Origin of the sequence: Streptomyces sp. CA-251387, assembly GCF_050936625.1 — a bacterium.
Lineage (GTDB): Bacteria > Actinomycetota > Actinomycetes > Streptomycetales > Streptomycetaceae > Streptomyces.
In genome coordinates this window covers 7,880,769-7,906,800 of sequence record NZ_JBNJMJ010000001.1, presented here as the reverse complement: position 1 = coordinate 7,906,800, position 26,032 = coordinate 7,880,769, and the positions used below count along the sequence as shown (strand labels likewise).

22 protein-coding genes and 1 pseudogene are annotated in these 26,032 nt (G+C 71.3%); 11 read left to right on the top strand and 12 right to left on the bottom strand.

Going from position 1 to position 26,032, the window contains the following annotated elements:
• Positions 1 to 129: 129 nt before the first annotated feature.
• Together ACQEV2_RS35160 and ACQEV2_RS35155 are read right to left on the bottom strand one after the other, a co-directional pair.
• Positions 130 to 2,003 (bottom strand): annotated as a pseudogene (locus ACQEV2_RS35160) (rhamnogalacturonan lyase).
• 40 nt (positions 2,004 to 2,043) lie between these two features.
• Positions 2,044 to 2,994, bottom strand: coding sequence for a helix-turn-helix transcriptional regulator (locus tag ACQEV2_RS35155; RefSeq protein WP_433050881.1), 951 nt, complete (start codon positions 2,992 to 2,994; stop codon positions 2,044 to 2,046).
• A 39-nt stretch (positions 2,995 to 3,033) separates the two neighbouring features.
• Here ACQEV2_RS35155 and ACQEV2_RS35150 point away from each other — a divergent pair, with 39 nt between their 5' ends.
• Positions 3,034 to 3,513 (top strand): hypothetical protein, encoded by a 480-nt coding sequence (locus ACQEV2_RS35150; RefSeq protein ID WP_433050878.1) that lies wholly within the window; start codon positions 3,034 to 3,036, stop codon positions 3,511 to 3,513.
• Entirely contained in the window at positions 3,510 to 3,986 is a 477-nt protein-coding gene (locus tag ACQEV2_RS35145; protein WP_433050876.1) for a hypothetical protein, read from the top strand. Before ACQEV2_RS35150 ends, ACQEV2_RS35145 begins: the two co-directional genes overlap by 4 nt.
• On the opposite strand, the gene ACQEV2_RS35140 is transcribed toward ACQEV2_RS35145, so the two are convergent.
• The 3 genes from ACQEV2_RS35140 to ACQEV2_RS35130 all read right to left on the bottom strand — a co-directional run bounded on the left by ACQEV2_RS35140 (position 3,955) and on the right by ACQEV2_RS35130 (position 6,183).
• Entirely contained in the window at positions 3,955 to 4,698 is a 744-nt protein-coding gene (locus tag ACQEV2_RS35140; protein ID WP_433050873.1) for a class I SAM-dependent methyltransferase, read from the bottom strand. The two genes, ACQEV2_RS35145 and ACQEV2_RS35140, sit on opposite strands and share 32 nt — an antisense overlap.
• Positions 4,699 to 4,703: 5 nt before the next feature.
• On the bottom strand, positions 4,704 to 5,006 hold the full coding sequence (locus ACQEV2_RS35135) for a 4a-hydroxytetrahydrobiopterin dehydratase (protein WP_398821932.1): 303 nt from the start codon (positions 5,004 to 5,006) through the stop codon (positions 4,704 to 4,706).
• 88 nt (positions 5,007 to 5,094) lie between these two features.
• Complete coding sequence (locus ACQEV2_RS35130; protein ID WP_433050869.1) at positions 5,095 to 6,183, bottom strand: ADP-ribosylglycohydrolase family protein; 1,089 nt, start codon at positions 6,181 to 6,183, stop codon at positions 5,095 to 5,097.
• Between the two features lie 30 nt (positions 6,184 to 6,213).
• Here ACQEV2_RS35130 and ACQEV2_RS35125 point away from each other — a divergent pair, with 30 nt between their 5' ends.
• Complete coding sequence (locus ACQEV2_RS35125; RefSeq protein WP_433050866.1) at positions 6,214 to 7,044, top strand: helix-turn-helix domain-containing protein; 831 nt, start codon at positions 6,214 to 6,216, stop codon at positions 7,042 to 7,044.
• Here the strand turns inward: ACQEV2_RS35125 and ACQEV2_RS35120 are convergent.
• The gene (locus ACQEV2_RS35120) at positions 7,026 to 7,451 is read right to left on the bottom strand and encodes a hypothetical protein (protein WP_433050863.1); all 426 of its coding nucleotides are present in this window, start codon (positions 7,449 to 7,451) and stop codon (positions 7,026 to 7,028) included. The genes ACQEV2_RS35125 and ACQEV2_RS35120 overlap by 19 nt on opposite strands.
• Before the next feature lie 298 nt (positions 7,452 to 7,749).
• Here ACQEV2_RS35120 and ACQEV2_RS35115 point away from each other — a divergent pair, with 298 nt between their 5' ends.
• The 6 genes from ACQEV2_RS35115 (at position 7,750) to narI (ending at position 16,054) form a co-directional block, all read left to right on the top strand.
• Positions 7,750 to 8,613, top strand: a complete 864-nt coding sequence (locus tag ACQEV2_RS35115; RefSeq protein WP_433050860.1) for a helix-turn-helix domain-containing protein — start codon at positions 7,750 to 7,752, stop codon at positions 8,611 to 8,613.
• Between the two features lie 112 nt (positions 8,614 to 8,725).
• Positions 8,726 to 9,541 carry an SAM-dependent methyltransferase gene (locus ACQEV2_RS35110; protein WP_433050858.1) on the top strand — a complete coding sequence of 272 codons (816 nt, stop codon included), beginning with the start codon at positions 8,726 to 8,728 and terminating at the stop codon, positions 9,539 to 9,541.
• 99 nt (positions 9,542 to 9,640) lie between these two features.
• A complete protein-coding gene (locus ACQEV2_RS35105) occupies positions 9,641 to 13,213 on the top strand; it encodes a nitrate reductase subunit alpha (RefSeq protein WP_433050855.1) in 3,573 nt (1,190 codons plus the stop codon).
• Positions 13,213 to 14,841, top strand: a complete 1,629-nt coding sequence (gene narH, locus ACQEV2_RS35100; RefSeq protein ID WP_433050852.1) for a nitrate reductase subunit beta — start codon at positions 13,213 to 13,215, stop codon at positions 14,839 to 14,841. The genes ACQEV2_RS35105 and narH overlap by 1 nt, the downstream gene beginning before the upstream one ends.
• Positions 14,841 to 15,332: a nitrate reductase molybdenum cofactor assembly chaperone gene (gene narJ, locus ACQEV2_RS35095; RefSeq protein WP_433050849.1), complete on the top strand. Its 492-nt coding sequence runs from the start codon at positions 14,841 to 14,843 to the stop codon at positions 15,330 to 15,332. Before narH ends, narJ begins: the two co-directional genes overlap by 1 nt.
• Complete coding sequence (gene narI / locus ACQEV2_RS35090; protein WP_433050846.1) at positions 15,332 to 16,054, top strand: respiratory nitrate reductase subunit gamma; 723 nt, start codon at positions 15,332 to 15,334, stop codon at positions 16,052 to 16,054. The genes narJ and narI overlap by 1 nt, the downstream gene beginning before the upstream one ends.
• A 13-nt stretch (positions 16,055 to 16,067) precedes the next feature.
• Here the strand turns inward: narI and dnaK are convergent, their stop codons facing one another.
• From dnaK to ACQEV2_RS35060, 6 genes are all read right to left on the bottom strand, one after another.
• Positions 16,068 to 17,954: a molecular chaperone DnaK gene (gene dnaK, locus ACQEV2_RS35085; protein WP_433050843.1), complete on the bottom strand. Its 1,887-nt coding sequence runs from the start codon at positions 17,952 to 17,954 to the stop codon at positions 16,068 to 16,070.
• 144 nt (positions 17,955 to 18,098) lie between these two features.
• Entirely contained in the window at positions 18,099 to 18,527 is a 429-nt protein-coding gene (locus tag ACQEV2_RS35080; protein WP_433050840.1) for an OsmC family protein, read from the bottom strand.
• A gap of 74 nt (positions 18,528 to 18,601) precedes the next feature.
• Complete coding sequence (locus tag ACQEV2_RS35075) at positions 18,602 to 20,401, bottom strand: vWA domain-containing protein (protein WP_433050837.1); 1,800 nt, start codon at positions 20,399 to 20,401, stop codon at positions 18,602 to 18,604.
• Positions 20,398 to 21,459 carry an ATP-binding protein gene (locus ACQEV2_RS35070; RefSeq protein WP_433050834.1) on the bottom strand — a complete coding sequence of 354 codons (1,062 nt, stop codon included), beginning with the start codon at positions 21,457 to 21,459 and terminating at the stop codon, positions 20,398 to 20,400. The genes ACQEV2_RS35075 and ACQEV2_RS35070 overlap by 4 nt, the downstream gene beginning before the upstream one ends.
• 240 nt (positions 21,460 to 21,699) lie before the next feature.
• Complete coding sequence (locus tag ACQEV2_RS35065; protein WP_433050831.1) at positions 21,700 to 23,838, bottom strand: phage holin family protein; 2,139 nt, start codon at positions 23,836 to 23,838, stop codon at positions 21,700 to 21,702.
• Between the two features lie 271 nt (positions 23,839 to 24,109).
• Entirely contained in the window at positions 24,110 to 24,517 is a 408-nt protein-coding gene (locus ACQEV2_RS35060) for a hypothetical protein (RefSeq protein WP_433050828.1), read from the bottom strand.
• An 84-nt stretch (positions 24,518 to 24,601) separates the two neighbouring features.
• Between ACQEV2_RS35060 and ACQEV2_RS35055 the strand changes: the two genes are divergently transcribed.
• On the top strand, positions 24,602 to 25,375 hold the full coding sequence (locus tag ACQEV2_RS35055; protein WP_433050825.1) for an MBL fold metallo-hydrolase: 774 nt from the start codon (positions 24,602 to 24,604) through the stop codon (positions 25,373 to 25,375).
• Positions 25,372 to 25,992 (top strand): DedA family protein, encoded by a 621-nt coding sequence (locus ACQEV2_RS35050; protein ID WP_433050822.1) that lies wholly within the window; start codon positions 25,372 to 25,374, stop codon positions 25,990 to 25,992. The genes ACQEV2_RS35055 and ACQEV2_RS35050 overlap by 4 nt, the downstream gene beginning before the upstream one ends.
• The last annotated feature ends 40 nt before the right edge of the window (positions 25,993 to 26,032 follow it).

Sequence of the window (26,032 nt, the reverse complement as noted above, 5' to 3'; positions counted from 1 at the left end):
CGCGTGTGAATGACCTGTGAAGAACCTGCATGGTTGTACGGATCATTGAAAAAAATCGGCGCCTGGAAGCAACCTGGCAGCCCGTCATGACGTCCGGGCTGCCGGGCCGGACGAGGTGGTCGCCGAGGTTCAGGGCGTGTACACGGTCGGGCGGGGCGCCGTCGCCATGCCGTTGCCGATGAAGAAGCTCGGATGGGGCGGCTGGTTGTATGCCGTGTTCTGCCAGGCCAGGGCCGTGCGGTACATCGTGTCGTGCAGCAGGGTCGTGATCCTGGTGTTCGTCTCGTACGGCGTGGAGTAGATCCGCAGTGCCGTGTTGTTCGACGTCGGCCAGATGACCTCCTCGCGCCAGTCGCCGAGGATGTCGCCGGAGAGGGACGGCGTCGCCTTGGTGCCGTTGTTGGAGTGGACCGACGCGCCGGTCAGGAGACGGGTGTCGCCGGACGTGCCGTACTTGTCGATGCGGGTGCCGTCGAGGAGTTCACGGACGGGGTCGCCGTCCCACCAGGACAGGAAGTTGATGCTGGACGGCTCCCGGCCGAGGGAGCCGCCGGTGGCCGAGCGCAGGGTGGTGTCCGAGGCGGACCAGGCCTCGGCGCCCGCGCTGCCGGCGTAGATGTCACCGGCGACGCCGCGGCCGTTGTCGGCGCCGGAGGCCGTCTGCCACAGGATCTGGCCGGTGCGCGCGTCGGCCATCCAGGAGCCGGGCTTGCCGGAGTCCTCCGAGACCTTGAAGTACTCCAGGCCGGCACGGGAGGGGTTGAGATCGCCGACGTGGCCCGCGTCGCGTGGCCGAGCTTGGTGGTCCACAGCCCGGAGCCGTTGTCGTCCACGGTCATGGCACCGTAGACGATCTCATCCTTGCCGTCGGCGTCGACGTCCGCGATGGACAGGCTGTGGTTGCCCTGACCGTCGTAGCCCTTGCCGGAGTTGGTGGAGGAGTTGGTGTCGAAGGTCCAGCGCCGGGTGAAGGTGCCGTGCCGCCAGTCCCAGGCGGCGATAACCGTACGGGTGTAGTAGCCGCGGGCCATGATCAGGGAGGGGCGGGAGCCGTCCAGGTACGCCGTGCCCGCGAGGAAGCGGTCCACGCGGTTGCCGTAGGAGTCGCCCCAGGACGAGACCGTGCCCCGGGCCGGGACATAGTCGACCGTCCCCATCGCCTTGCCGGTCTGGCCGTTGAACATGGTCAGGTACTCGGGGCCGGAAAGGATGTACCCGCTGGAATTGCGGTAGTCGGCGGACGAACTGCCGATCACCGCCCCGGTGCCGTCGACCGTGCCGTCGGCGGTCTTCATGGCGACCTCGGCCTTGCCGTCGCCGTCGTAGTCGTACACCTGGAACTGGGTGTAGTGCGCGCCGGAGCGGATGTTGCGGCCCAGGTCGATGCGCCACAGCCGGGTGCAGTCGAGCTTGATGCCGTCGACGATCGTGTTGCCGGTGTAGCCGGACTGGGAGTTGTCCTTGGCGTTGGTGGGATACCACTTCAGGACGATGTCGAGGGCGCCGTCGCCGTCGAGGTCGCCGACGGAGGCGTCGTTGGCCTCGTGGGTGTACGCCACGCCGTCCGGGGTCGTACCGCCGGCCGGTGGGCTGATCGGGACGTCCTTGTAGCCGGTGCGGAACTGGACGGCGTGCACGGAGTCGCCCTGTTCGACACCGTTCACGATCGCGCGGACGGTGTAGTCGGCCTGTTCGGGGGCGCCGGAGTGGAAGTAGTTGGTGGTGCCGGTGATCGGGGTGGAGTTGACCTTCGTGCCGGCCCGGTAGACGTTGAAGGAGACGTCGTTCGGGTCGGTGCCGAGCCAGCGCCAGCTGACCAGGTTGCCGGTGGACGTGTGGACGCTGACCACGCCCCGGTCGAGTTTCTCGACCTGGCGGGCGGTGGCGGCCTCGGCTGTGTCGGCGCCGTTCAGTGTGGTGATGCCGGCGGCGACCAGGGCGGTGACGGCGACGGTCGCGGCGAGGGCGGCCCGGCGTCTACGGTGCTTGCGCGGGTGCTGCACGTGACGTACCTCCTCGGGAGGACGGACGGGTTCCGCTCCCTCAGTCGCCGCCGCGTGCCGCCGAGTTGCCGTATCTTTCGGCCAGTTCGGCCACCGTACGGGCGATCTTCTCGCGCAGTTCAGGCGGTTCGAGCACCTCGATGCCGGTGCCCAGGCGAAGGAAGTCGGCGTGGGCGTGGTCGACGGACTCGATGGGGACGGTGGCCCGGGTCCAGCCGTCCTTCTCCGTACGGTGGCCGGCCGTCCGGTCGAGGGTCACGCCGGGCGCCAGCCGGACCACCGCCTCGGCGGGCCGGAGCCGGTCGTGGAAGTCGCGCTGGTACGCCGCCCAGTAGGCGGCCAGGTCGAAGTCGTCGGGGCGGGTGAACTCCTCGTCGGCGACGGCGAGTCGGAGGATCTGGTCCACGCGGAACGTACGGGGTCCGGGGGCCGCGACCACGTACCAGCGGCCCGCCTTGAGGACCAGACCGTACGGCTCCAGGCGGCGCTCCACGTCGGTGGGCTCACGCCAGCGGCGGTACCGGATGTGCAGCACACGGCAGTTCCAGACGGCGTCGGCCACCGCGGTGAGGTACGGCGCCTCGCCGGCCTCGGCGTACCAGCCGGGGGCGTCCAGGTGGAAGCGGCCGCCGACCCGGTCGGCGTGGGCGCGCAGCTCCGGCGGCAGGGCGGCGCGGACCTTGAGCTGGGCGGCGGCCAGAACCGAGCCGAGGCCCAGTTCGGCGGCCGGTCCCGGGACCCCCGCCAGGAACAGGGCCTCGGCCTCGTCGGCGGTCAGCCCGGTGAGGCGGGTGCGGTAGCCGTCGAGGAGGCGGTAGCCCCCGGCGTGGCCCGCGTCACCGTACAGCGGGACACCGGCCGCGCTCAGCGCCTCCACGTCCCGGTAGACCGTGCGAACCGACACCTCCAGTTCCTCGGCGAGCTGGGCGGCGGTCATCCGGCCGCGGGTCTGGAGCAGCAGGAGGATGGAGACGAGCCGACTGGACTTCACTGACACAGGATGTCAGGGGACCGGCCCTAGCGTCCTGACATGCCCTTCAGCGAGAAACTGCTGACCGTGCCGCCGCCGATCGAGGTCGCCGGACGGCACGTCAAGCGCTACCACGTCACCGCCGACCCCGCGGGCATCGCGCCCGAGGTCGAGAAGGCGGCGTACGAGATCCTGCCTGAACTGCTCCCGGAGCCGGACGGCACCCCACCGGCGACGTTCGTGGTCCTGCACCGGGGCGGCGACGACGGCGCCTACCTGAACGCGTACAGCTGGGTGTGGGACAACGTCCTGCATTTCAAGGGCGCGTCGGCGGGCCAGCCGGTGCTGGGATGCCCGGACCGCGATCCGACCCACTTCATCACGCCCGACCTGCCGTGGATCGGCTGCGTCTGGGAACTGCCGCCGATCCTGCACGAACGGGACGCCTGGGTACGGCACATGCTCGCGCCCGAAGTCCCTGACCTCGGCGCCTACTTGGCCGATTCCCTGCCCGAAGGAACCACTGGAGACCGCTCATGAGCAGCCCGCACGACTTCGACTTCTTCCACGGCGAGTGGGAGGTCCGCAACCGTCGCCGCACCGACTTCCTCGACCCCGACAGCGGCTGGGAGGAATTCCCGGCGACCACCCGGTGCTGGCCGCTGTTCGACGGGGCCGCGAACATGGACGAGATCGACCTGCCGCGGCTGTCGGCGAAGGGGGCGACGCTGCGGCTCTTCGACCGGGAGACCGAGCAGTGGTCGCTGAACTGGGCCTCCAGCATCAGCGGGACCCTGTTCCCACCGGTCGTCGGCCGGTTCGAGGGCGGGCGCGGCGAGTTCTACGGCGACGACACGTACGACGGCAAGGACGTACGGGTGCGGTTCGTGTGGTCGGGTGTGTCCGCGACGTCGGCCCGCTGGGAGCAGGCGTTCTCCGTCGACGACGGACAGACCTGGCTGACCAACTGGACCATGAACTTCACTCGGGCTTCCGGAACGCCCGCAGGGTGAACACCGGGTCGGGCCGGGGCACGTCCTGGTCCGGGAGTTCCGCCAGACGGGCGGCGAACGCATCGGCCAGCGCGCCGCCGGGCGGCAGGGTGACGAACCAGCCGCGGCGCAGGTCAGCGATCGTGCGGCGGGGGCTGCGGCCCTGGCCGCGACCCGTGAAGCGGGTGCTGCCGGCCGGGACGAGGCCGTGGTCGAGGGCGTACGACTCGACGAGCGCCGCCTCGTCCCGGGCCGGGCGGCGCGGGCGGGAGGCCAGGACGGCATCGATGTCACTGCCCACGTTGTGCGCGGCGGCCTTGTCGACGGTGGTGACGTAGACCCCGCCGGGCCGCAGCACGCGCGCGCACTCGGCGACCGTGGTCCGCACGTCGTCGTCCGTCCGGGCCAGGTGCAGCAGCCACACGCTGCTGACGGCGTCGAACCGGCCGTCCCGGAACGGCAGCCGGCGGCTGTCGGCGCGCACGACGGCGCCGGGCAGCCGGGCGGCGGCCTGCCGGGCCATGGCGGGTGCGAGGTCGACGCCGGTCACGCACAGACCGGCCCGTCCGGCGGCGAGCCGCCGCGTCACGATGCCGGTGCCGCAGGCGACGTCGAGCAGGCGTCGCGTCCCGTCCGGCAGGAGCGCCAGCACCGCCTCCGCCGCGGCCTCGGCCCTGGGCTCGCCGCCGCGTGAGGCGTCGTACCGCTCCGCTTCCTTGTCGTAGTCCAGCACGCGCGTCAGTGTGCCCCGTGGCCCGGGGCGAGCTCCTCGATTTTCTGCGCGAGGGCGAAGTCGCGCTCGGTCACGCCGCCGACGGTGTGCGTGTTCACCGTGAGGGACACCGTGTTGTAGCCGAGGGTGAGGTCGGAGTGGTGGTCGAGCTCCTCCTGGACCTGGGCGATGTGCACGACCATCGCCGTGGCCGCGAAGTGCGAGGGGAGCCGGTAGGAGCGGGCGATGCGGTCGCCGTCCAGCGACCAGCCCGGCAGCTCCGCGAGCCGGTCCTCGATCTCCTTCTGCGACAGCGGTTCGAGGGGCATGGGCCTCGCTCCTTCCTGAAGTGGGGGGTCGTCTTCAGCGTGCCACAGCCCGGCCGCCGCGGCCCTGCTCAGACGCGTGCCCCGGTGGTCAGCGGCGCACGCTTTCGGCCGCCAGGTCGTCGGCGAGCGCGGCGATCTGCGCCCGGCCCTCGACCCGCTCCACCCAGTCGTGCGGGAGGCCGTGGTCGCCGTATCGGGCGCCCAGGAGGTTGCCGCAGACGGAGCCGGTGGAGTCGCTGTCGCCGGAGTGGTTGACGGCGAGCAGCAGCGTGTCCCGCACGGAGGGTGCGACGAGCGCGCAGTAGACGCCGATGGCGAGGGCCTGCTCGGCGACCCAGCCTTCCCCCAGGGACTCGACCTTCTCCGCCGTCGGCGTGCCTTCCTGAGCGAGGTCGAGGGCCTCGGTGAGCGCGGCCGAGGTCTCCTCGTGACCGGGGTGGCGGGCCAGCAGCCGCAAGGAGCGCAGTACGGCACCTTCCAGGGACTCGCCCTCGACGACGTGCGCCACGATCGCGGCCAGCGCGCCCGCCGCGTAGTAGCCGGTGGGGTGGCCGTGGGTGATCTGGGCGGCGCGGGCGGCCATGGCGAAGGCCGCGTCGGCGGGGTTCACCAGGCCGAAGGGGGCCGAGCGCATCACCGCGCCGCAGCCCTTGGAGTCGGGGTTGACCTCGCCGGGCCTGCCGTCCAGGGCGAGGGTCGGGTCGGGGGCGTACATCTGGGCGATGCCGGACACACAGGCGTTGCCGGGGGCGCGTCGGGCGTACAGCCAGGGCTGGGTGATCAGGCCGCCCTCGGGGGCGCCGCTCTGCGGGGGTGCGGCGTGTTCCGGGCCGGGGTGGCGCTGGGTCTCCAGCCAGCGCTCGTACGCCCAGCGCACCAGGAGGGCCCATCCGCCGCCGATACCCTTGAGCCGCTCGCGCCGGTGGGCCTGGATGAGGGCCTCGGCGGTGAAGAGGGTCATCTGTGTGTCGTCGCTGATCCGGGCCACCTCGCTGTCGCCGGGGAAGAGGAGCCCGGTCACTCCGCGCTCGCCGTGGGCGGCACGTATCCGCTCCAGCGAGCTGAACTCGATCGGGTAGCCGAGGGCGTCCCCGAGGGCGCCGCCCAGGAGACAGCCACGCACGCGGGCGCGGTACACGGCCTCGTCCGTCAGGGACGACGTCCTCGGCTCGTTCATTCCACGCGCTCCTCGACTACGGTCGTACTCATGACCATTGTCTCTTCCGCACACGCCGCGCCCGCCACCACCCCCACCGGCCAGGGCGTGGGCCCGTTGCTGCGGGCTTGGCGGGAGCAACGGCGGGTCAGTCAGCTGGAGTTGGCGCTGCGGGCCGATTCGTCGGCGCGGCACATCAGCTTCATCGAGACGGGCCGTTCCCGGCCGAGCGAGGAGATGGTGCTGCGGCTGGCCGAGCACCTGGACGTGCCGGTGCGCGAGCGCAACGCGCTGCTGCTGGCGGCCGGTTACGCCCCGCGCTACCCGGAGACCCCGCTGGACGATCCGGCGCTGGACGCGCTGCGCGCGGGCATGGAGCAGCTGATCCAGGGCTACGAGCCCTACCCGGCGCTCGTGGTGGACGCGATGTACGACGTCCACGCGGCCAACCGGGGCATCCTGACACTGCTCGACGGCATCCCCGAGCACCTCCTGGAGCCCCCGCTCAACGCGATGCGCCTGACCCTGCACCCCGAGGGTCTCGCGCCGCGCATCCGCAACCTGCGGGAGTGGCGCGGGCACCTGCTCGCCCAGATGGACCGGCAGATCGCCCTGCGCCGCTCGGAGCCGCTGCGCCGGCTGTACGAGGAGGTGGCGGCGTACCCGGTGCCGGAGGAGACGACGACCGCCGAACCGGCGGAGGACGTCCCCTACTTCGCGCTGCCGTTGCAGATCGAGCACGAGGGCCGCGTCCTGTCCTTCATCTCCTCCATCTCCACCTTCAACACCCCGATGGACGTGACCGTCGCCGAGCTGGCCATCGAGACACTGCTCCCGGCCGACCCGGCGACGGTCAAGTACCTTCAGTCGCTCATGCCCTGACGGGCCCTCAGGGCCGCGTACTGCAACCCGGCGAACCCGGCCACGGTGAGCGCCTGGAGCACGGTCCACACCGCGCCCGCCGTCGTCGGCGACAGCCACACCGCGAGGGCGACGACACTCAGCGCGGCCCAGGCGAGGTTGGCCTCGATCACGGCACGCACCGGGAACGCGGCCGGTCGGGCCCTGGAGGCGAGCAGGCCGACGCCGGCCGCGTACACCGTCAGGAACGCACCGAGCCCGAGCAGCAGCGCCGAGTCGACACCGAGAAGGCGGCCCAGCGGACCGGAGACGGCGAGGTAGGCGAGCCCGTTCGCCCCGGTCACCACCGCGTCCAGGGCCAGAAAGCGGCGCAGCACGGTCTGCGGGTCGGAGGTCCGGGCAAGCGCGGCAAGCGAGGTGGCGGACATGACGAATCACCCTCCGTCGAGGTCGAGTTACGGTGGCGGAGCCGGGTTCCGGAACGGAGTGCGCCGGCCCGGAACCCGGTGCCCCAACGATCCCGCGGACGGACAGGGGGGTCGATTACCCGAGAAGTAATGCCGGCCCGCACATCGACGAGGCTGCGGACAACGCCGCCAAGGGGTGCGGGGAACTGCGCGACCAGCCCCCAGGAACCCGCGGACCGCATACAGCACCGGCCACCCCGTTGCCACCCGGAACATGGCACACTGCCCCCGTACTTTCGGCGCGTAGGGGAGGCGTGGCGTGAGTGAGCGGCGGCCGGCCCCGACCGTGGGCCAGGTGGTGCTCGGAAAGCGCCTGCAGGAGCTGCGGGAGGCGGCGGGCCTGGGGCGTGACGAGGCCGCACGCGTGCTGCGGGTGGCCTCGGCGACCGTACGGCGGATGGAGACGGCCGAGGTCGCGCTGAAGATCCCGTACGTACAGGTGCTGCTGGAGACGTACGGCCTGTCCGAGGAGGACGCGGCCGCGTTCGTCGCCCTGGCCGAGGAGGCCAATCAGCCGGGCTGGTGGCAGCGGTTCCACGACGTACTGCCGGACTGGTTCAGCCTGTACGTGAGCCTGGAGGGTGCCGCCCGCATCATCCGTTCCTACGAGCCGCACTTCGTGCCGGGGCTGCTGCAGACCGAGGAATACGCGCGTGCCGTGATGGAGGCCGGGACGATCGGGCAGACGGGGCCGGAGACCATCGAGCGACATGTGTCGCTGCGCATGGAACGGCAGCGGCTGCTGGAACGCCCGGATCCGCCGCACCTGTGGGTGATCATGGACGAGACGGTGCTGCGGCGTCCGGTGAGCATCCGCGGCGAGGTCATGCGCGACCAGATGGACAAGCTCCTGGAGTTCGCCGAGCGCGACCGGGTCACGTTGCAGATCGCCGAGTTCGCGTCCGGCCCGCACCCGGGGACGTACGCGCCGTTCACGCTGTTCCGTTTCGCCGAGCCCGAGCTGCCCGACATGGTCTACACGGAGTACCTGACCGGCGCCCTGTATCTGGACTCCCGCAAGGAGGTCGCCGCGCACCTGGAGGTCCTGGACCACATGTCGACGGCCGCCGCGTCGGCCGAGCGCACGAAGAAGATCCTGCGGGAGCACCGCGACGACTTCTGAGCCGCGAGTACTGCTGAGCCGCGAGGACCGCTGAGCGGCGTACGGCAACCTTCCCGGCCACCGCGGACGACCTGTCCACGACGGCAACCGAGCCCCGAGGAGAACACAGCGCATGACCGGATCCGAAGCCGCACCCACCCGCGTGGACACCAGCCGGCCGCATCCGGCCCGCGTCTACGACTGGTGGCTGGGCGGCAAGGACAACTACCCGGTGGACGAGGAGCTGGCCCGGAAGATCCTCGCCGTGGACGGCACGGTCTTACGTGGGGCGCGCGCGAACCGCCGGTTCATGCACCGGGCGGTGCGCACGGCCGCCGAGGCCGGAATTCGCCAGTTCCTGGACATCGGCACGGGCATCCCCACCGAGCCCAACCTGCACCAGGTGGCGCAGCGCGTGGCCCCGGAGTCCAGGGTCGTGTACGCGGACAACGACCCGATCGTGCTGCGGCACGCTCATGCCCTGCTGCACGGCACCGCGGAGGGCAGCACCGACTACGTGCACGCCGACGTCCGTGACATCGACGCCCTGCTGGGCCGGGCCGGCGAGTCCCTGGACTTCGGGGCGCCGGTCGCGCTGTCGCTGGTCGCGCTCACCCACTACCTGGGCGACGACCCCGACGGCGACGACGTGTACGGCCTGCTCCAGAAGTACGTCGCCGCGCTCGCCCCGGGCAGCTACCTGATCCTGTCCCAGGTCACCCCGGACCTCAGCCCGGAGGCCATCGAGAAGGCGGCGAACCAGTTCCGGCGCAGCGGCACCCCCTTCTTCCCCCGGTCGCTGGCCGAGTTCTCCCGTTTCTTCGAGGGCCTTGAGCTGCTCGGACCGGGCGTCATCCCCGTCTACGGCTGGCGTCCGGAGCCGGAGGACGTGGCGGCCCAGGCGGAGGGCATCGTGCCGGTGTACGCCGGGGTCGCCTACAAGCCCTGACCCGTACGGGGCCGTGCGGGGACCCGTACGGGTGCCGTGAAGGGGTGCGCTCCCGCGCTCCGCCCTAGGTTCGGGACCAGGGCAAGCAAGGGAGCGCCTGTGACCGACACCCGGATACCGCCCACCCCGGCCGCTGAGCCGGGCGCGGCGCTGCTGAAGGCCGGCAGGTTCTTCCGGCCGGGCACGCCCGCGCCCGATCCGCACAGCGTCGAGCCGACCGGCGGGCGTGAGGCGGACGCGGTCGCGGACTGTCCGGGCGTCGGGCCCGACCGCCCCGAGTACGAGCCCCGCGGCTACCCACGCGGCGCCGCCCTCTCCTGGTACACCTACTCCCCCACCCGGATCCGCTACCCATATGTGCGCGGTGTTCTGCTTGAGATGTACCGGGAGGCAAAAAACCGCATACAGGATCCCGTCGCCGCCTGGGCGGACGTCCAGAGCGACCCCGAGCGCCGCCGCCGCTACCAGCAGGCGCGCGGCAAGGGCGGCCTGGTGCGGGCGACTTGGGACGAGGCGATCGAGCTGGTCGCCGCCGCGCACGTGCACACCATCAAGACGTACGGCCCCGACCGCATCGCCGGCTTCTCCCCCGCCCCCGCGAGGTCGATGGTGTCGCACGCGGCGGGCGCCCGCTTCCACTCCCTGATCGGCGCCCCGATGCTGTCGTTCAACGACTGGTACGCCGACCTGCCCGTGGCCTCGCCGCAGGTGCTCGGCGACCAGACCGGCGCACCGGAGTCCGGCGACTGGTGGGACGCGGCGTACCTGCTGATGTGCGGCTCGAACGTCCCGGCCACCCGCACACCCGACGCGCACTGGATGGCGGAGGCCCGCTACCGGGGTCAGAAGGTGGTGGTCGTCGCCCCGGACCACGCCGACAACGCCAAGTTCGCCGACGAGTGGCTCCACCCGCACCCCGGCACGGACGGCGCGCTGGCTCTGGCGATGGGCCACGTCGTCCTCAAGGAGTTCTTCGTCGACCGCGAGACACCGTTCTTCGCGGACTACGTACGGCAGTTCACCGACCTGCCCTTCCTGGTCGCCCTGGAGGAACGGGACGGCGCGCACGTCCCGGCGAAGTTCCTGCGCGCCTCGGACCTCGGCCAGGAGGGCGAGGGTGCCGAGTGGAAGACGGTGGTGCTGGATGAGGTGTCGGGCCGCGCGGTCGTCCCGAACGGCTCGCTGGGCTTCCGCTGGGCCGCGTCGGGCAAGGGCAGGTGGAACCTCGAACTCGGCGAGATTCGGCCCCGGTTGAGCCTGTACGGCAGTGAGGTCGCGGCGGGCGTGGAGGTGCTGCTGCCGCGCTTCGACACCGAGGGCGGGACGCACGGGCAGGGGCGCGGGGCGGTCGTACGGCGCGGGGTGCCGGCGACGCGGCTGGGCGGGTCGACCGGATACCTCGTGACGACTGTATTCGATCTACTGTTGGCGCAATACGGTGTACCGCGTCCCGGCCTCCCCGGTACCTGGCCCGCCTCCTACGACGATGCCGACGCGCCCTGCACCCCTGCCTGGCAGGAGGCGCACACCTCCGTCCCGGCCGCCAAGTGCGTACGGATCGCGAGGGAGTTCGCCCGGACGGCGGAGCGGTCGAAGGGCCGCTGCATGATCCTGACGGGCGCCGGCACCAACGACTGGTTCCACTCCGAGACGATCTGCCGCGCGTTCCTCGCCCTGCTCCAGCTCACCGGCTGCCAGGGCCGCAACGGCGGCGGCTGGGCGCACTACGGGGGCCAGGAGAAGTGCCGTCCGGTGACCGGCTGGGCGACGCTGGCGGCCGCGTCGGACTGGTCGCGGCCGCCGCGGCAGATGATCGGCACGGCGTACTGGTACCTCAACACCGACCAGTGGCGCTACGACCGGTTCACGGCCGACGTGCTGGCCTCGCCGCTCGGCGCGGGCCGGTTCCGGGGGATGACGGGCGCGGACTGTCTCGCGCTGTCGGCGCGTGCGGGGTGGATGCCGTCGTATCCGACCTTCGACCGCAATCCGCTGGAGCTGGGCGAGGTGTTCGGCGATCCGGTGGCGCGGGTGGTGGCCGAACTGCGCGCCAGGACTTTGAAGTTCGCCTGCGAGGACCCCGACGCGCCGGAGAACTGGCCGCGGGTGCTGACGCTGTGGCGGGCCAACCTGTTCGGCTCGTCGGCGAAGGGCGCCGAGTACTTCACCCGGCATCTGCTGGGCACGCACTCGTCCCTGGGGGCGCAGGAGGCTCCGGAGGACGTACAGCCTCGGGAGGTGACCTGGCGGGACGAGGCGCCCGAGGGCAAGCTCGATCTGCTGCTGTCGCTGGACTTCCGGCAGACGTCGTCCACGCTGCTGTCGGACGTCGTCCTGCCCGCGGCGACCTGGTACGAGAAGCACGACCTGTCCAGCTCGGACATGCATCCCTACGTCCACTCCTTCACCCCGGCCGTGGATCCGCCGTGGCAGGCGCGCACCGACTTCGACACGTTCAAGGCGTTGGCCGAGCGCCTCAGTGAGCTGGCCGTCGACCATCTGGGGGTACGCAAGGACCTGGTGGCGACTCCGCTCCAGCACGACACCCCGGGCGAGACCGCCCAGCCGGGCGGGGTCGTCCTGGACTGGAAGCGCGGGCAGTGCGCCCCCGTGCCCGGGCGGACCATGCCGAACCTGAGCGTCGTGGAGCGGGACTACACGGCGATCGGCGCCAAGTTCACCGCGCTCGGCCCGCTCGTGGAGCAGCTCGGCCTCCCCATCAAGGGCATCACACTCAAGCCGGACGTGGAGGTCGAGGACCTCCGGCTCCTGAACGGCGTCACACCCGGCGGCCGCCCCTTGCTCGACACGGCCGTGAAGGCGGCGAACACCATCCTCGCCCTCTCCGGCACCACCAACGGCCGCCTCGCCACCCAGGGCTTCCGCACCCTTCAGGCCCGCACCGGGCAGGAGATGGCGCATCCGGCGGCCGAGCACGAGGGCCAGCGGATCACCTACGCGGACACGCAGGCCGCACCCGTGCCGGTGATCACGTCACCGGAGTGGTCGGGCAGCGAGTCGGACGGGCGGCGCTATACCGCCTTCACGCTCAACACCGAGCACCTCAATCCCTGGCACACCCTCACCGGCCGCCAGCACTTCTTCCTCGACCACGACTGGATCCACGAGCTCGGCGAGGCGCTCCCGGTCTACCGGCCGCCGCTGGACATGAACAAGCTGTTCGGCAAGGCGCGCCTCGGCCCGGACGGCCAACCGGAGGTGACGGTCCGTTACCTCACCCCGCACGACAAGTGGTCCATCCACTCCGAGTACCAGGACAACCTGTTCATGCTGGCGCTCTCCCGCGGCGGCCAGAACATCTGGATGTCCCCGCAGGACGCCGACGCGATCGGCGTCGTCGACAACGACTGGGTCGAGGCCGTCAACCGCAACGGCGTGGTCGTCGCCCGGGCCGTCGTCTCACACCGCATTCCGCCCGGCACCGTCTACCTGCACCACGCGCAGGAACGCACGGTCGCCGTCCCGAAGACCGAGACCACCGGCAGGCGCGGCGGCATCCACAACGCGCTGACCCGGCTGATCCTCAAGCCGTCCCACCTCGTCGGCGGCTACGCCCAGTTGTCCTGGGCGTTCAACTACCTGGGCCCGACGGGCAACCAGCGCGACGAGGTGACGGTGATCCGCCGCCGCAGCCAGGAGGTCGAGTACTGATGCGCCCCATGGCCCAGATAGCGATGGTGATGAACCTCGACAAGTGCATCGGCTGCCACACCTGCTCGGTCACCTGCAAGCAGGCGTGGACCAACCGGCGCGGCATGGAGCACGTCTGGTTCAACAATGTCGAGAGCCGCCCCGGCCAGGGCTATCCACGCCGCTACGAGGACCAGGAGCGGTGGCGCGGCGGCTGGGAGCTGAACCGGCGCGGCGCGCTGAAGCTGAAGGCGGGCGGGCGGCTGCGCAAGCTCGCCGGGATCTTCTCCAACCCCGCACTCCCGGAGATCAAGGACTACTACGAGCCCTGGACGTACGACTACAGGAACCTCACCGACGCCCCGCTGGGCGACGACTTCCCGCTCACGGAGCCGATGTCGCAGCTCGACGGCAAGCCGATGAAGATCGAGTGGTCGGCGAACGGGGACGACAACCTCGTGGGCGCCCCGACCGACGGCGACCTGGATCCCATGGTCGAGCGGGCGCGCCGGCACGCCTCGGACAAGGTGCGGTTCGAGTACGAGCAGGCCTTCATGTTCTATCTGCCGCGCATCTGCGAGCACTGCCTCAACCCGTCCTGCGTGGCCTCGTGCCCCTCCGGGGCGATGTACAAGCGGGCGGAGGACGGCATCGTCCTCGTCGACCAGGACCGGTGCCGGGGCTGGCGGATGTGCGTGACGGGATGCCCGTACAAGAAGGTGTACTTCAACCATCGCACCGGCAAGGCCGAGAAGTGCACGCTGTGCCATCCGCGCATCGAGGTCGGCATGCCGACGGTCTGCTCGGAGACGTGTGTCGGTCGGCTGCGCTATCTCGGGGTGGTGCTGTACGACGCCGACAGGGTGACGGCCGCCGCTGCGGTCCGGGACGAACGGGCCCTGTACGAGGCGCAGTTGGACGTCTTCCTCGACCCCGAGGACTCCCGCGTGCGACAGGCCTGCGAGGATGCGGGGATCCCTGACGACTGGCTGGAGGCGGCCCGCCGCTCCCCCGTGCATGCGCTGATCAGCAAGTACCGGGTGGCGCTCCCGCTGCATCCGGAGTACCGGACGATGCCGATGGTCTGGTACATCCCGCCGCTCTCCCCGGTGGTGGACGCGCTGACGGAGACCGGGCACGACGGTGAGGACGCGCGGAACCTGTTCGGCGCGATCGACAGCCTGCGCATCCCGCTGGAGTACCTGGCGGAGCTGTTCACCGCCGGTGACGTCGCCCCGGTCCGGTCCTCGCTGGAGAAGCTCGCCGCGATGCGCGCCCACATGCGGGCGGTCAACCTCGGCGAGGAGCCGGATCCCTCGGTGCCGGCCGCGGTGGGCATGGGCGTCTACGAGATCGAGCAGATGTACCGGCTGCTGGCGATCGCCACGTACGAGGACCGGTACGTGATTCCGACGGCGGCCGTCGGGGACGCCCGGCGCCTGGAGGAGTCGGCGCTCCCGCAGGGGTGCAGCCTCGACTACGACGGCGGGCCCGGGATGGGCGGGCACGGCCCCTTCGGCCGGGACTCGGGCCGCAAGCTGCTGCCCCTGGTGCCGGTGGAGAACTTCCACGTCCTGCGCAGACGGCAGACCGCGGACGCCACCGACCCGGCCGCCTTGACCCCCACCCCCCAGGCCGAGGAGGCCTGATGCCCTCCTTCGAAGTGCTCTACCAGGCGGCCGCGCTCTGCCTGACCTACCCCGACGACGACTTCCGCGCCCGCCTGCCGCTGCTGCGCGAAGCCGCCCCGCAGCTGCGGGAGTTCACCGACCACGCGGCGGTCACGCCCCCGCAGGACCTGGCCGCGCATTATGTCGAGGTCTTCGACTTCACCGACCGTCACAGCCTGCACCTGAGCTGGTGGCGCGACGGGGACACCCGGCGGCGCGGTATGTCGCTGGTCCGCTTCAAGGACCTCTATCGCGCGCACGGGCTGGAGTGCACCGGCGAGGAGCTGCCCGACTTCCTGCCCGCAGTACTGGAGTTCACGTCCCGCACCGGCAACACCGAGCTGCTGCTGGAACACCGGGACGCCCTGGAACAGCTCCGCTCCCGGCTCACCGACTTCGGCACACCGTACGCGTCCGTGCTGGACGCCGTATGCGCCACACTGCCGACCGCACAGACGGGGGTGCGCTGATGAGCACACTCCTCTGGGGCGTCCTGCCGTACGTCACCTTGGCTCTGCTCGTCGCCGGACTCGTCTGGCGCCACCGCTACGACCGGTTCGGCTGGACCCCGCGCTCGTCGCAGGTATACGAGTCGAAGCTCCTGAACATCGCCTCGCCCGCCTTCCACTACGGCATCCTGTTCGTGCTGGTCGGCCATGCGGTGGGCCTGTTCGTGCCGGAGTCCTGGACGGACGCGCTGGGCGTGAGCCAGCACGCCTACCACCTGTTCTCCCTCTACGGCGGCACGGCGGCCGGTGTGGTCACGGTCGCCGGGATCGTGCTGCTGATCTACCGGCGCCGCACCAACGCCCCCGTGTTCCGCGCGACGACCGCCGACGACAAGCTCATGTACGTCGTCCTGCTCGCGGCGATCGTGATGGGCATGGTCGCCAAGCTGTCCCACGCCTCCGGCGACGGCTACGACTACCGGCAGTCCATCGCCCCTTGGGCGCGCAGCCTGTTCACCCTCCAGCCGGACGTCGACCGCATGGCGGGCGTGCCGGTGCTGTACGAGGTGCACGCGGTGATCGGCATGGTGCTGATCGCGCTGGTGCCGTACACCCGGCTGGTGCACATGTTCGGCGCGCCGGTGCAGTATCTGTTCCGGCCGTATGTGGTGTACCGCCGCCGCGACCCCGGGGAGCTGGGGCCGCGGCCGGAGCGGCGGGGCTGGGAGCGGACCGGGTCCTAGACGGGCCCTGCCCCTAGGCAGCCCCTCCCTTCTGGTCCTTCTCGTCGTCGACGATCTCCGCGTCCACTACGCCCTCGTCGTCCTGCGGTGAGGTCTGTTCCGTGCCGCTGCCGGTGCCGGTGCCGGTGGCGCTGTCCGTCGGGGTCTGCTGGGTCTGGGCGTACATGGCCTGGCCCATCTTCTGGCTGACGGTGGCGAGTTTCTCGATGCCGGTGCGCAGGGTGCTCGTCTCCGCGTTCTGCTCCAGTTGCTGCTTCAGCTCCGTGAGCGCCGACTCCACCTCGGACTTGGTGTCCGTCGGGACCTTGTCCTCGTTGTCGCGGATGAACTTCTCGGTCTGGTAGACGAGCTGTTCGGCCTGGTTGCGGGTCTCGGCGGCCTCGCGCCGCTTGCGGTCCTCCTCGGCGTACTGCTCCGCCTCCCGCATCATGCGGTCGATGTCGTCCTTCGGGAGGGCAGAGCCACCGGTGACGGTCATCTTCTGTTCGCGGCCGGTGGCCAGGTCCTTGGCGGAGACGTGCATGATCCCGTTGGCGTCGATGTCGAAGGCGACCTCGATCTGCGGCACCCCGCGCGGCGCGGGCGGCAGACCGGTGAGGTCGAAGACGCCGAGCTTCTTGTTGTACGCCGCGATCTCGCGTTCGCCCTGGTAGACCTGGATGCCGACGGAGGGCTGGTTGTCGGTGGCGGTGGTGAAGATCTCCGAACGCCGGGTGGGGATGGTCGTGTTGCGTTCGATGAGCTTCGTCATGATGCCGCCCTTGGTCTCGATGCCGAGGGACAGCGGGGTGACGTCGAGCAGCAGGACGTCCTTGACGTCGCCGCGGATGACGCCCGCCTGGAGGGCCGCGCCGACGGCCACGACCTCGTCGGGGTTGACGCCCTTGTGCGGGTCCTTGCCGGTGAGTTCCTTCACCAGGTCGGTGACGGCGGGCATCCGGGTGGAGCCGCCGACGAGAATGACGTGGTCGACCGCGGACAGCTTGATGCCGGCGTCCTTGACCGCCTGGTGGAAGGGGGTCTTGCAGCGGTCGAGGAGGTCGGCGGTGAGCTCCTGGAACTGGGCTCGGGTCATCTTCTCGTCGAGGTGGAGGGGGCCCTCGGCGGACGCGGTGATGTAGGGCAGGTTGATCGTCGTCTCGGAGGAGGAGGACAGCTCGATCTTGGCTTTCTCGGCGCCCTCGCGCAGCCGCTGCAGCGCCATCTTGTCGTTGCCGAGGTCGATGCCGTACTGCCCTTTGAACTTCTTGACCAGGTGCTCGACGATCCGCTGGTCCCAGTCGTCGCCGCCGAGGTGGGTGTCACCGTTGGTGGCCTTGACCTCGATCACGCCGTCGCCGATCTCCAGCAGCGAGACGTCGAAGGTGCCGCCGCCGAGGTCGAAGACGAGCACGGTCTGTTCCTCGCCCCGGTCGAGGCCGTAGGCGAGGGCGGCGGCCGTGGGCTCGTTGATGATCCGCAGGACCTTCAGGCCCGCGATCTCCCCGGCCTCCTTGGTGGCCTGCCGTTGGGCGTCGTCGAAGTAGGCGGGGACGGTGATCACCGCGTCGGTGACGTCCTCGCCGAGGTAGGACTCGGCGTCCCGCTTCAGCTTCTGCAGCACCCGGGCCGACAGCTCCTGGGCCCGGTAGCGGGTGCCGTCGATGTCGCCCTGGTCGGGGAAGCGCCAGTTGGCGTCGCCCATGTGCCGCTTCACCGAGCGGGCCGTGCGCTCGACGTTCGTCACCGCCTGCCGCTTGGCCACCTCACCCACGAGGACCTCGCCGTTCTTGGCGAAGGCCACGACCGACGGTGTGGTCCTGGCCCCCTCCGCGTTGGCGACGACAGTGGGTTCGCCGCCCTCCAGGACGGCCACCACCGAGTTCGTGGTCCCGAGATCGATCCCGACCGCGCGTGCCATCGTTGTCCCCTTCCGCCAGGGCACCCCTTCGAACTCCAGCACAAAACTTGAGTGGGTTCTTGTCAATGGGACGGGTGACCCGGGGGCCGGGTGCCAAACGGGGGCTGAGCGGGCGCTCAGCCCCTCGCGGCTCTCATCGCATGTTTACGACAGCTTGGCGGAGAGCGTGATCGGCACCGCCTTCAGCGCCTGGCTGACCGGGCAGCCCACCTTGGCCTCCTCGGCCCTGGCGAGGAAGTCCTCCTCGGAGATCCCCGGAACCGTGCCCTCCACGGTGATGTGGATGCCGGTGATCCCCTCCCCCGGCTGGAAGGTCACGTCGGCGGAGGTCACCAGCTTGGCCGGCGGGGTGCCGGCCTTGTCGAGGATGTTCGAGAAGGCCATGGAGTAGCAGCTGGAGTGGGCGGCGGCGATCAGCTCCTCCGGGCTGGTCCTGCCGTTCGCGTCCTCGGCGCGCGACGCCCACGTCACCGGCTGCTGGGCGATGCTGCCGGAGGAGTCGAAGGAGACGACGCCATTGCCCTGGAACAGGTTTCCTTCCCACACGGTGTGTGCGGAGCGCGTGGTTGCCACGATGAATCCCTTCGCCTGCTTACGGTGAGGTCCCGTGTCCGGGTTCCGTGTCCCCCATCCGATCACACTCGTCCTCATTGCACCCGGAAGACCGGCCCACGCGGGGTGAACGGCAGACGACGGCCTTGTGGAATCAGGTACGCGTGCTCGCGCCGCACCCGCAGGACATCGCACCAGCCGTCCGTGATGACCAGGACGGGCGCGCCCGGCGGAAAGTCGTCCGCGCGCTGCAGCAGGTCGATCCCGGGCTGCAGCACCGTGCCGCCCCGGCCGTGCACCCGCACCCGCCCCGCTATCTCCGTGACCGGCACGTATCCCGCGTCGTGCGGTGCCGCGTCGCAGAACACCACCCGCGCCGCCGGTACGTCCCGGGCCGCGGCGTAGGAGGCGATCGCGCCCAGCGCCTTGCCGAGCAGGACCGCTCCCATGGAGCCGGAGGTGTCCAGGACCACGCCGAAGGTGCAGCGGGCGATCTCCTCGGGCGGGAAGTAGCGGCCCGCGCGCGGGATGTCGGGCGTCGACGACTGGCGGCGCGAGGGACGGGCGTACGTCCGGACCGGCTCCGGGCGCGGCACGAACTCGTCGAACCAGCGGGCCAGTCGGGCGTCCCAGGGCAGCGGCGGATGGCTGAGCGCGCGGATCTCCTGGACCAGGCCGCCGGGCAGGAAGCCGCGCTCCTGCTGCTGGTGCAGGTCCAGGCCGTGCGAGAGGCCCCGGCGGTAGAACTCGTCGAGGTCGCAATAGTCGCCGGGCGCGCCGAGCGGGGCGCCGAGGACATCGCCGACGCCCTTGCCGCGCAGGGTGGCCAGGCGGCGCATCCGGCGCAGGTCGCCGGCGATCCGGTCGTACACCTCCTCGGCGGACAGGCCGGCGAACCGCGCGTCGTACAGCAGCCCTTGGGGCATCTCGCCGACCTGCATCTCGCGCAGCCAGCCGTTGATGACGTAGTCGCAGGCGACGTTGAACAGGTACGGGTCGCGGGTGCCGCAGCGGTCGCCGTGGCGCAGGGCGGCGTGCAGCATCTCGTGGGCGAGGATGAACCGCCACTCCTCGTCCTCGAAGGTCCGCAGCGGGTTGATGTAGATCTCGCCGGCCTCGGCGTTGACGGCGGCGACGGAGATGCCGTGCGCGCGGGCGAGTTCGGCGTCGGCGACCAGCTTGATGCCGGCCGCGATACCGCCGAGCAGCGGGTAGGAGGTGATGAACCACTCCAGCGCCCACTGCCAGGGCCGCTTCTTGACCGGCTCGCCGTCCATGGAGTCGCGTCGGCCGCCCGCCATGTCCATCGCGGTGGAGACGGTGCGGGTCAGCGCGGTGGCGAAGGCCAGCTGGTGGTCCGGGGGCGACCCCAACCAGCCCGTCCACTGCACGAGCAGCTGGTCGGGCTCCCCGCCCGCGGTGCCGCAGTGCTCGTACGCGGCCGGGATGCCGTGGCGGCGCCAGCGCGCGGCGAGTTGCTCCTCGTCGCCGTCCGGGTACGACAGGGGCAGGTGCTCCGGTGTCTGGCCGATGGGGAAGGAGAGCAGGAAGCGGTTGACGACCGCGCAGCGGGCGGCGATGTCGTACCGGTCGGGCTGCTCGCGCTCGCCCTTCGCCGCCGGGAGGTGTCCGAACCCGAGGTGCAGCACGGCGTGCGCGAGGGTCCAGGCCCAGACGGCGGGTTCGGCGAAGCGGTCGGGGTGGATGTGCAGGTCGCCGTCGGAGTCGACACGGACGAGTCCGTCGCGGGGCGCCTCCTCGCAGTCCTCGTGACGGCAGATGCCGAGCTCGACGGTCGCGAGCGCGGGGTTGGCACGGAGCAGCCGCAGTCCTTCGGCGAACGCCCGGGTCGCGAGGTCGCGCTTCTTCTGCCCCTTGCCCTGGTCGCGGCTCATCGCCGCGCCTCCACCAGCCGCGGCATGTCCCGTGCCGCCTCCACCAGGAACCAGGCGGGCAGCACCGGATTGCCGTCGGCGTCGGAGGCGATGACGCTCTGGGCGACCTCGACGGAGATCTCCGCGAGCTGCACCAGCAGCGACTTCGCGCGGTACGCGGTCTGCCGTCCGCTCGCCGACATGTGCTCCTTGCTGACGGGCAGTTCCTTGATGAGGCGGCCGCGGAAGGACTCGGCGAGGTAGTAGAGCAGGTCGCGGTCCTCCATGCGGTGCGGCCAGCGGGCGTCGCCCTTGATGATGGCCTCGATGCCGAACTGGCTGCGCACGATCTTGACGTAGCCGCAGAACGCGGTGGCGTGCGTGGGCGTCAGCATGCCGTGCGCCAGGACCTTCAGGGTCTCCTCGTCGAGGCCGTGGCCGAAGGAGTGCAGGGCGTCGGAGAGCATGTGCCAGGAGCGGGGCGTGGAGAAGGGCTCCTCGGTCTTCGGCGGCTTGGACCACAGGTGGTCGGGCCGGTCGGCGAGGTGGTCCAGGATCCAGGGGTGGATGCCGTTGTTCGCGGCCCAGGTCAGCCAGTCCTTGGCGGAGGCCTCCAGGTGGACGTGGGTGAGCCGGTTGACCAGGGCGGAGGCGATGGGGCGGGCGAGGGCGTTGTCCGTGGCGCGGTTGCCGGCACCGATGACGATCGAGCCCTTGGGCAGTTCGTAGGTGCCGATACGGCGGTCCAGGATCAGCGAGTAGAACGCCTTCTGCACATCCGGGGTGGCCGCGTTCAGCTCGTCCAGGAACAGGCAGTACGGCTCGTCGCGGGCGATGGCCTCGGGTGGGCAGAACACCGACCGGCCGTCCCGGATCTGCGGCACACCGATCAGGTCCTCCGGCGCGAGCTGGGTGCCGAGCAGGCTCACGCACTCCAGCCCCAGCGACTCGGCGAAGTCCCTGACGAGGGAGGACTTTCCGATGCCGGGGGCGCCCCAGATGAAGACCGGCCGCACGGTGGCGAGGCCGAGAAGCAGGTCGGGGATACGGGCGGGCGTGACGGTGACGGCTGCCTGCAAGGCAGGGGCTCCTTGGGAGTGTTCGAGAAGGGCGCACAGGTATGCGACGCCCGATACGAACAGTTTGTGTGCCGCGCGAGGCAGGCGCAGCCTATTTTCCGGTTGACCGGGATGTGCCCTGGGCAATCCCGCCCCGCGGTGACACGTTGAAGCACGGTCCACCGTGAAGGCCGCTCCTGCGTTCATGGGGGTACGAAGGAGCGGCGGCCTCCGAGGGATCCCGAGGGATGTCCGGATCGATCAGGCCGCCCGCTGGTCCTCACGCCGTGTCACCGGCACCTGAGGGCCGTCCGACTCCCGCAGCCAGCGGCGCAGCACGCGGTGGACGTGCTCGGCGCCGACGACCTCCTCCCCGTCGTCGGCCGGCGCGGAGAAGGCGAGCGGCGACAGCAGGAACGCCTTGCCCTGCGCGCCGCCGAGTCCGCCGTGCGAGCCGATCTGCTCCTCGAAGGCGAGGACCTCGCCGTCGGCCGGGTCGTACGCGGAGTTGACCATGATGTCGGCGGCGTTCGGGAACGAGTGCGTGCGGCGTACGGCGTCGGCGGCACCCGGCCCGAAGACCTCCAACGGCCCTGGATCGTCGTCCAGTCGGTCCACGGGTATCTCGGCACCGTACGCGCCGAGCACGACTCCGCCGTGCCGCTCGCTGCGGACGAGCAGGAAGCCGACGCCGGGATGGTTGGCGAGGGTGGTGAGCAGGGCCGGGTGGCGGGCGTCGATCTCCTCCTTGGTCATCCGGTGCGGCACGTCCGGGAAGGAGACCAGCCCGAGGTTGCCGGAGGCCAGCACGATCGGCTCGGAGCTGCGGCGCGAGGGGCGGTGCCGCTCGCCGCCCTCCTCGACGGGGATGCGCAGCGCCGCGCGTACGGCCGCGCGCGCCTCGGCGCCGCTGTGGGTGCGCTGTGCCTTGCGCGGCACGGGCAGCCCGCAGCCGGCCCGTACCAGATCGCCGAGGCCGAGGCCGTAGCGGGCGCGGAAGGTCTCGCCGGGGCTCTGGCCGTGGTCCGACAGCACGACGATGCGGTACGGCCGTGGCGCGTGCTCGGCGACGTTCTCGATCAACGCCAGTGCCCGGTCGAGGCGTTCGAGGACCTTCTCGGCGTCGTGGCTGAACGGTCCGGAGTGGTGGGCCACTTCGTCGTACGCCACCAGGTCGGCGTAGACGGAGGTGCGGCCGGCGAGCATGTCGCCCATCACCGCGGCGACCACGACGTCCCGTTCGACGACGGTCGCGAAGGCGCGCACGAACGGGTAGAGGCCGCCGCGGGAGACCCTCGGCCGGGCCTTGCGGGCGCGGGCCCGGGTGGACTGGCCGATCTCGCGGCCGACCTCGGCGATGAAGGACAGGGCGGTGCGTACGGCGTTGGCCGGGTCGGAGAAGTAGGCGAAGTAGCCCGCCCGCGAGCGGTTCTCCCGGGGGCGGCGTTTGGTGGCGATGGACAGCACGAGGGCCTGTTCGTCGGCGCCGCCGCTGAAGAGGTTGCCGCGGCTGGCGCCGTCGGCGGTGAGCAGTCCGCCGTCGCCGGTGCGGTCGATGGCGCGGCGCTGGAGTTCGGCGGCGCTGGTGGGGCGGTTGCAGACCATCACCTCGCGGCCGGCCTTCTCGTACCAGCGGAAGGCGGGGACGTCGTGGTTGCTGCCGTGCAGGATGCCGAGCTGGCTGGCGCCGGTCTGGCTGGACCAGTCGGTGCGCCAAGGAGTGAGCCGGTGGGTGGGGCGGGCGCTGCCTCCTGTGCCGTCGCCGATGCCGTGGCCGATTCCGTCGCCGGTGCCGGTGCCATTGCCGTTGCTCTTGCCGAGCCAGCGGGCGACGGTGGGCATCAGGTCCTTGCCGACGGCGTCGAGGAGGACGTCGTGGCCGACGCCGTCGAGCTGGAGGAAGACGGTGCCGGGGCTGGACGGGCCGGGCGGCAGGGCCCTGCGGCGGCGGTCGGCGAGGCGGTACAGGCGGCGCCGGTACGCGTCGTCGTCGCGTACGGCCAGGGCGGCGCCGGTGCCGGAGGCGACGGCGGACATCACGGCGGCGACGATGACAGCGGTCTCCGGGGCGGCCTCGCTGTCGCCGGAGGGGACGAGGCGCAGGGCGATGATGAGCAGCGAGCCGTTGAGGAAGAAGACCAGCGTGCCGAGCACCAGAGCGGGCACCAGCAGCAGGAGCCGTACGAGGAGGGGCCAGACGAGCGCCGAGAGCAGGCCGAAGGCGCCGGCGCCGAGGGCCGCGGTGATGGCGATACGGGTGGCGCTGTCGCCGTCCGCCGACTGGAGCTGGAAGTCGGGCAGGATGCCGGCGAGCACGAGCATGGTGACGGTGGAGACCGCCCACACGGTGATGCTCCGCCCGACCTGACTGGCGACCCGCCGCCAACGCCGTCCACGCACGCCCAGCCCACCTCACGTCCTGGCTCGCCGCCCCGAACGAGCCTTCAGGCACCCAGCGTGGCATACGGCTCCGACAGTGGTCGGTGGCCGGACCTCAGCCTTGGTTTCCTCGCCCCCGCCGCCCCTACCCGTCCCATCCTGAAGGGGCTCCGCCCCTTCGGCCCCGCCAAGGGGCTCCGCCCCCTGGACCCCCGTCGGCCCCGAAAGGGCCTCGTCCTCGAACGCCGGACGGGCTGAATGCAGCTGACCGGTGTCGAGACACGCCCCGGCGTCAGCGCCCGTCGTATCCCGCCGTCGGCATCGACAGTCTCCGGTGTACCCGCGCCTTCATCTGCGCGTCGTACAACGGCTCGGCGCGCCCCACCGTCTCCACCCGTACCCCGCGCCGGGCGCACTCCGCGGTGAACTCCTCGACGGACGACAGCGCGCTCTCCAGAACTCTGCGGCTGGGTGCCACGAACAGGTCGAGGCCGGGGCGGACGCCCTCCCACAGGACGCTGTGGTCCGGCCGCAACCGGCGTACCAGGAGCTCGCGTGCGACGACGTACCCGTGTTCGGCGGCCCAACGCGCGCACATCGCGTGCTGGCTGCGGGAGTCCACCAGGAAGGGGTCGGCGTCCAGTTCTTCGAGCGGCGTCAGACTGGCGATCGCCGTCACACGCACTACGGATGACCCCATGGCGTCCCCCTCACCTCCGGGTTTCGCCGCTGACCCTACTCCAGCCCGTACGCTTCGGGGAGTCGCACGAAGGGGGCAAAGAAGGTGCCGGTGGAGATCACCTGGTGGGGTCACGCCACCTGCACGGTCGAGGATTCGAACGTGCGCATCCTCACCGACCCTCTGTTCGCACGCCGACTCGCGCACCTGCGTCGCCGCCGGGGCCCCCTGCCGCCGCCCGACGCCCGGCGTGCGGACGTCGCCCTGGTCTCCCACCTTCACGCCGACCACCTGCACGTTCCGTCCCTGGCGAGGCTTCCGCAGGGCACCCGCCTGCTCGTGCCCAGCGGCGCACTCCGCGCGGTGCCGAGCCTGCGCCGCCTCACGCAGCTGCGGGTGACCGAGATGGCGCCCGGGGACGTGGCGTCGGTGGGCGAGCTGACCGTACGAGCCGTACCCGCGCGGCACGACGGACGGCGGCTGCCCGTGGGCCCGCACCGCTCCCCCGCCCTCGGCTACGTCATCGAGGGCGAGGCGCGTACGTATTTCGCCGGAGACACCGGACTGTTCGACGCGATGGCCAAGGAGGTCGGGCCGGTCGACGTGACGCTGCTGCCGGTGGGCGGCTGGGGGCCGTATCTCGGGGAAGGCCATCTGGACGCGGGGCGGGCGGCCGAGGCACTGGCCCGTCTCGCGCCGCGCAGTGCGGTGCCGGTGCACTACGGCACGTACTGGCCGATCGGCATGGATGCCGTGCGCCCCCATGAATTCCACTCCCCCGGCGACGAGTTCGCGCGGCTCGCGGCCGAGCGCGCGCCCGGCGTGTCGGTGCATCGGCTCGCGCACGGCGAGAGTGTGCGCCTGGGGGTGGCCCGGTGACGGTCCTGGCCACCACGGCGACGGTGGTGCCGGCGGAGTCCACTCAGCAGGCGATCGGCTATCCGTCGCTGTTCCTGCTGGTGCTGATCGGGGCGCTGGTGCCGATCGTGCCGACGGGTGCGCTGGTGAGTTCGGCGGCGGTGGTGGCGTTTCACCAGACGGCACCGTTCGCGCTGGCGCTGGTTTTCGCGACGGCGTCGACGGCCGCGTTCCTGGGCGACGCGACGCTGTACTGGCTGGGGCGGCGCGGCATGCGCTCGAAGAACGGCTCGCGCTGGCTGGAGGCGATCCGCTCGCGGGCGCCGGAGGACCGGCTCACGCAGGCGCAGCGGAAGCTCTCCGAGCACGGGGTGGCCGTGCTGGTGTTGTCCCGGCTGGTGCCTGCGGGCCGGCTGCCGGTGATGCTGGCCTGTCTGCTGGCGAAGTGGCCGATGCGGCGGTTCGCCCGTGGCAACCTTCCCGCCTGCCTGGCCTGGGCTGTGACGTATCAGTTGATCGGGATCCTTGGGGGATCGCTGTTCCCGGAGCCGTGGGAGGGTGTGGTCGCGGCCGTTGCGCTGACGTTGGTCATCAGTGTGGCGCCGAGTGTCTGGAAGCGGATGCGATCTGCCAGGTGATGTTTAGTCGCGGGGCGCGGATTCGTTGTGGCTGGTCGCC

Excerpts from the sequence above, each read along its gene's own strand:
- ACQEV2_RS35150 (WP_433050878.1), top strand. The coding sequence starts at position 3,034 with ATGCCCTTCAGCGAGAAACTGCTGACCGTGCCGCCGCCGATCGAGGTC.
- ACQEV2_RS35145 (WP_433050876.1), top strand. The coding sequence starts at position 3,510 with ATGAGCAGCCCGCACGACTTCGACTTCTTCCACGGCGAGTGGGAGGTC.
- ACQEV2_RS35135 (WP_398821932.1), bottom strand. The coding sequence starts at position 5,006 with ATGCCCCTCGAACCGCTGTCGCAGAAGGAGATCGAGGACCGGCTCGCG.
- ACQEV2_RS35130 (WP_433050869.1), bottom strand. The coding sequence starts at position 6,183 with ATGAACGAGCCGAGGACGTCGTCCCTGACGGACGAGGCCGTGTACCGC.
- ACQEV2_RS35125 (WP_433050866.1), top strand. The coding sequence starts at position 6,214 with ATGACCATTGTCTCTTCCGCACACGCCGCGCCCGCCACCACCCCCACC.
- ACQEV2_RS35120 (WP_433050863.1), bottom strand. The coding sequence starts at position 7,451 with ATGTCCGCCACCTCGCTTGCCGCGCTTGCCCGGACCTCCGACCCGCAG.
- ACQEV2_RS35110 (WP_433050858.1), top strand. The coding sequence starts at position 8,726 with ATGACCGGATCCGAAGCCGCACCCACCCGCGTGGACACCAGCCGGCCG.
- narH (WP_433050852.1), top strand. The coding sequence starts at position 13,213 with ATGCGCCCCATGGCCCAGATAGCGATGGTGATGAACCTCGACAAGTGC.
- narJ (WP_433050849.1), top strand. The coding sequence starts at position 14,841 with ATGCCCTCCTTCGAAGTGCTCTACCAGGCGGCCGCGCTCTGCCTGACC.
- narI (WP_433050846.1), top strand. The coding sequence starts at position 15,332 with ATGAGCACACTCCTCTGGGGCGTCCTGCCGTACGTCACCTTGGCTCTG.
- dnaK (WP_433050843.1), bottom strand. The coding sequence starts at position 17,954 with ATGGCACGCGCGGTCGGGATCGATCTCGGGACCACGAACTCGGTGGTG.
- ACQEV2_RS35075 (WP_433050837.1), bottom strand. The coding sequence starts at position 20,401 with ATGAGCCGCGACCAGGGCAAGGGGCAGAAGAAGCGCGACCTCGCGACC.
- ACQEV2_RS35060 (WP_433050828.1), bottom strand. The coding sequence starts at position 24,517 with ATGGGGTCATCCGTAGTGCGTGTGACGGCGATCGCCAGTCTGACGCCG.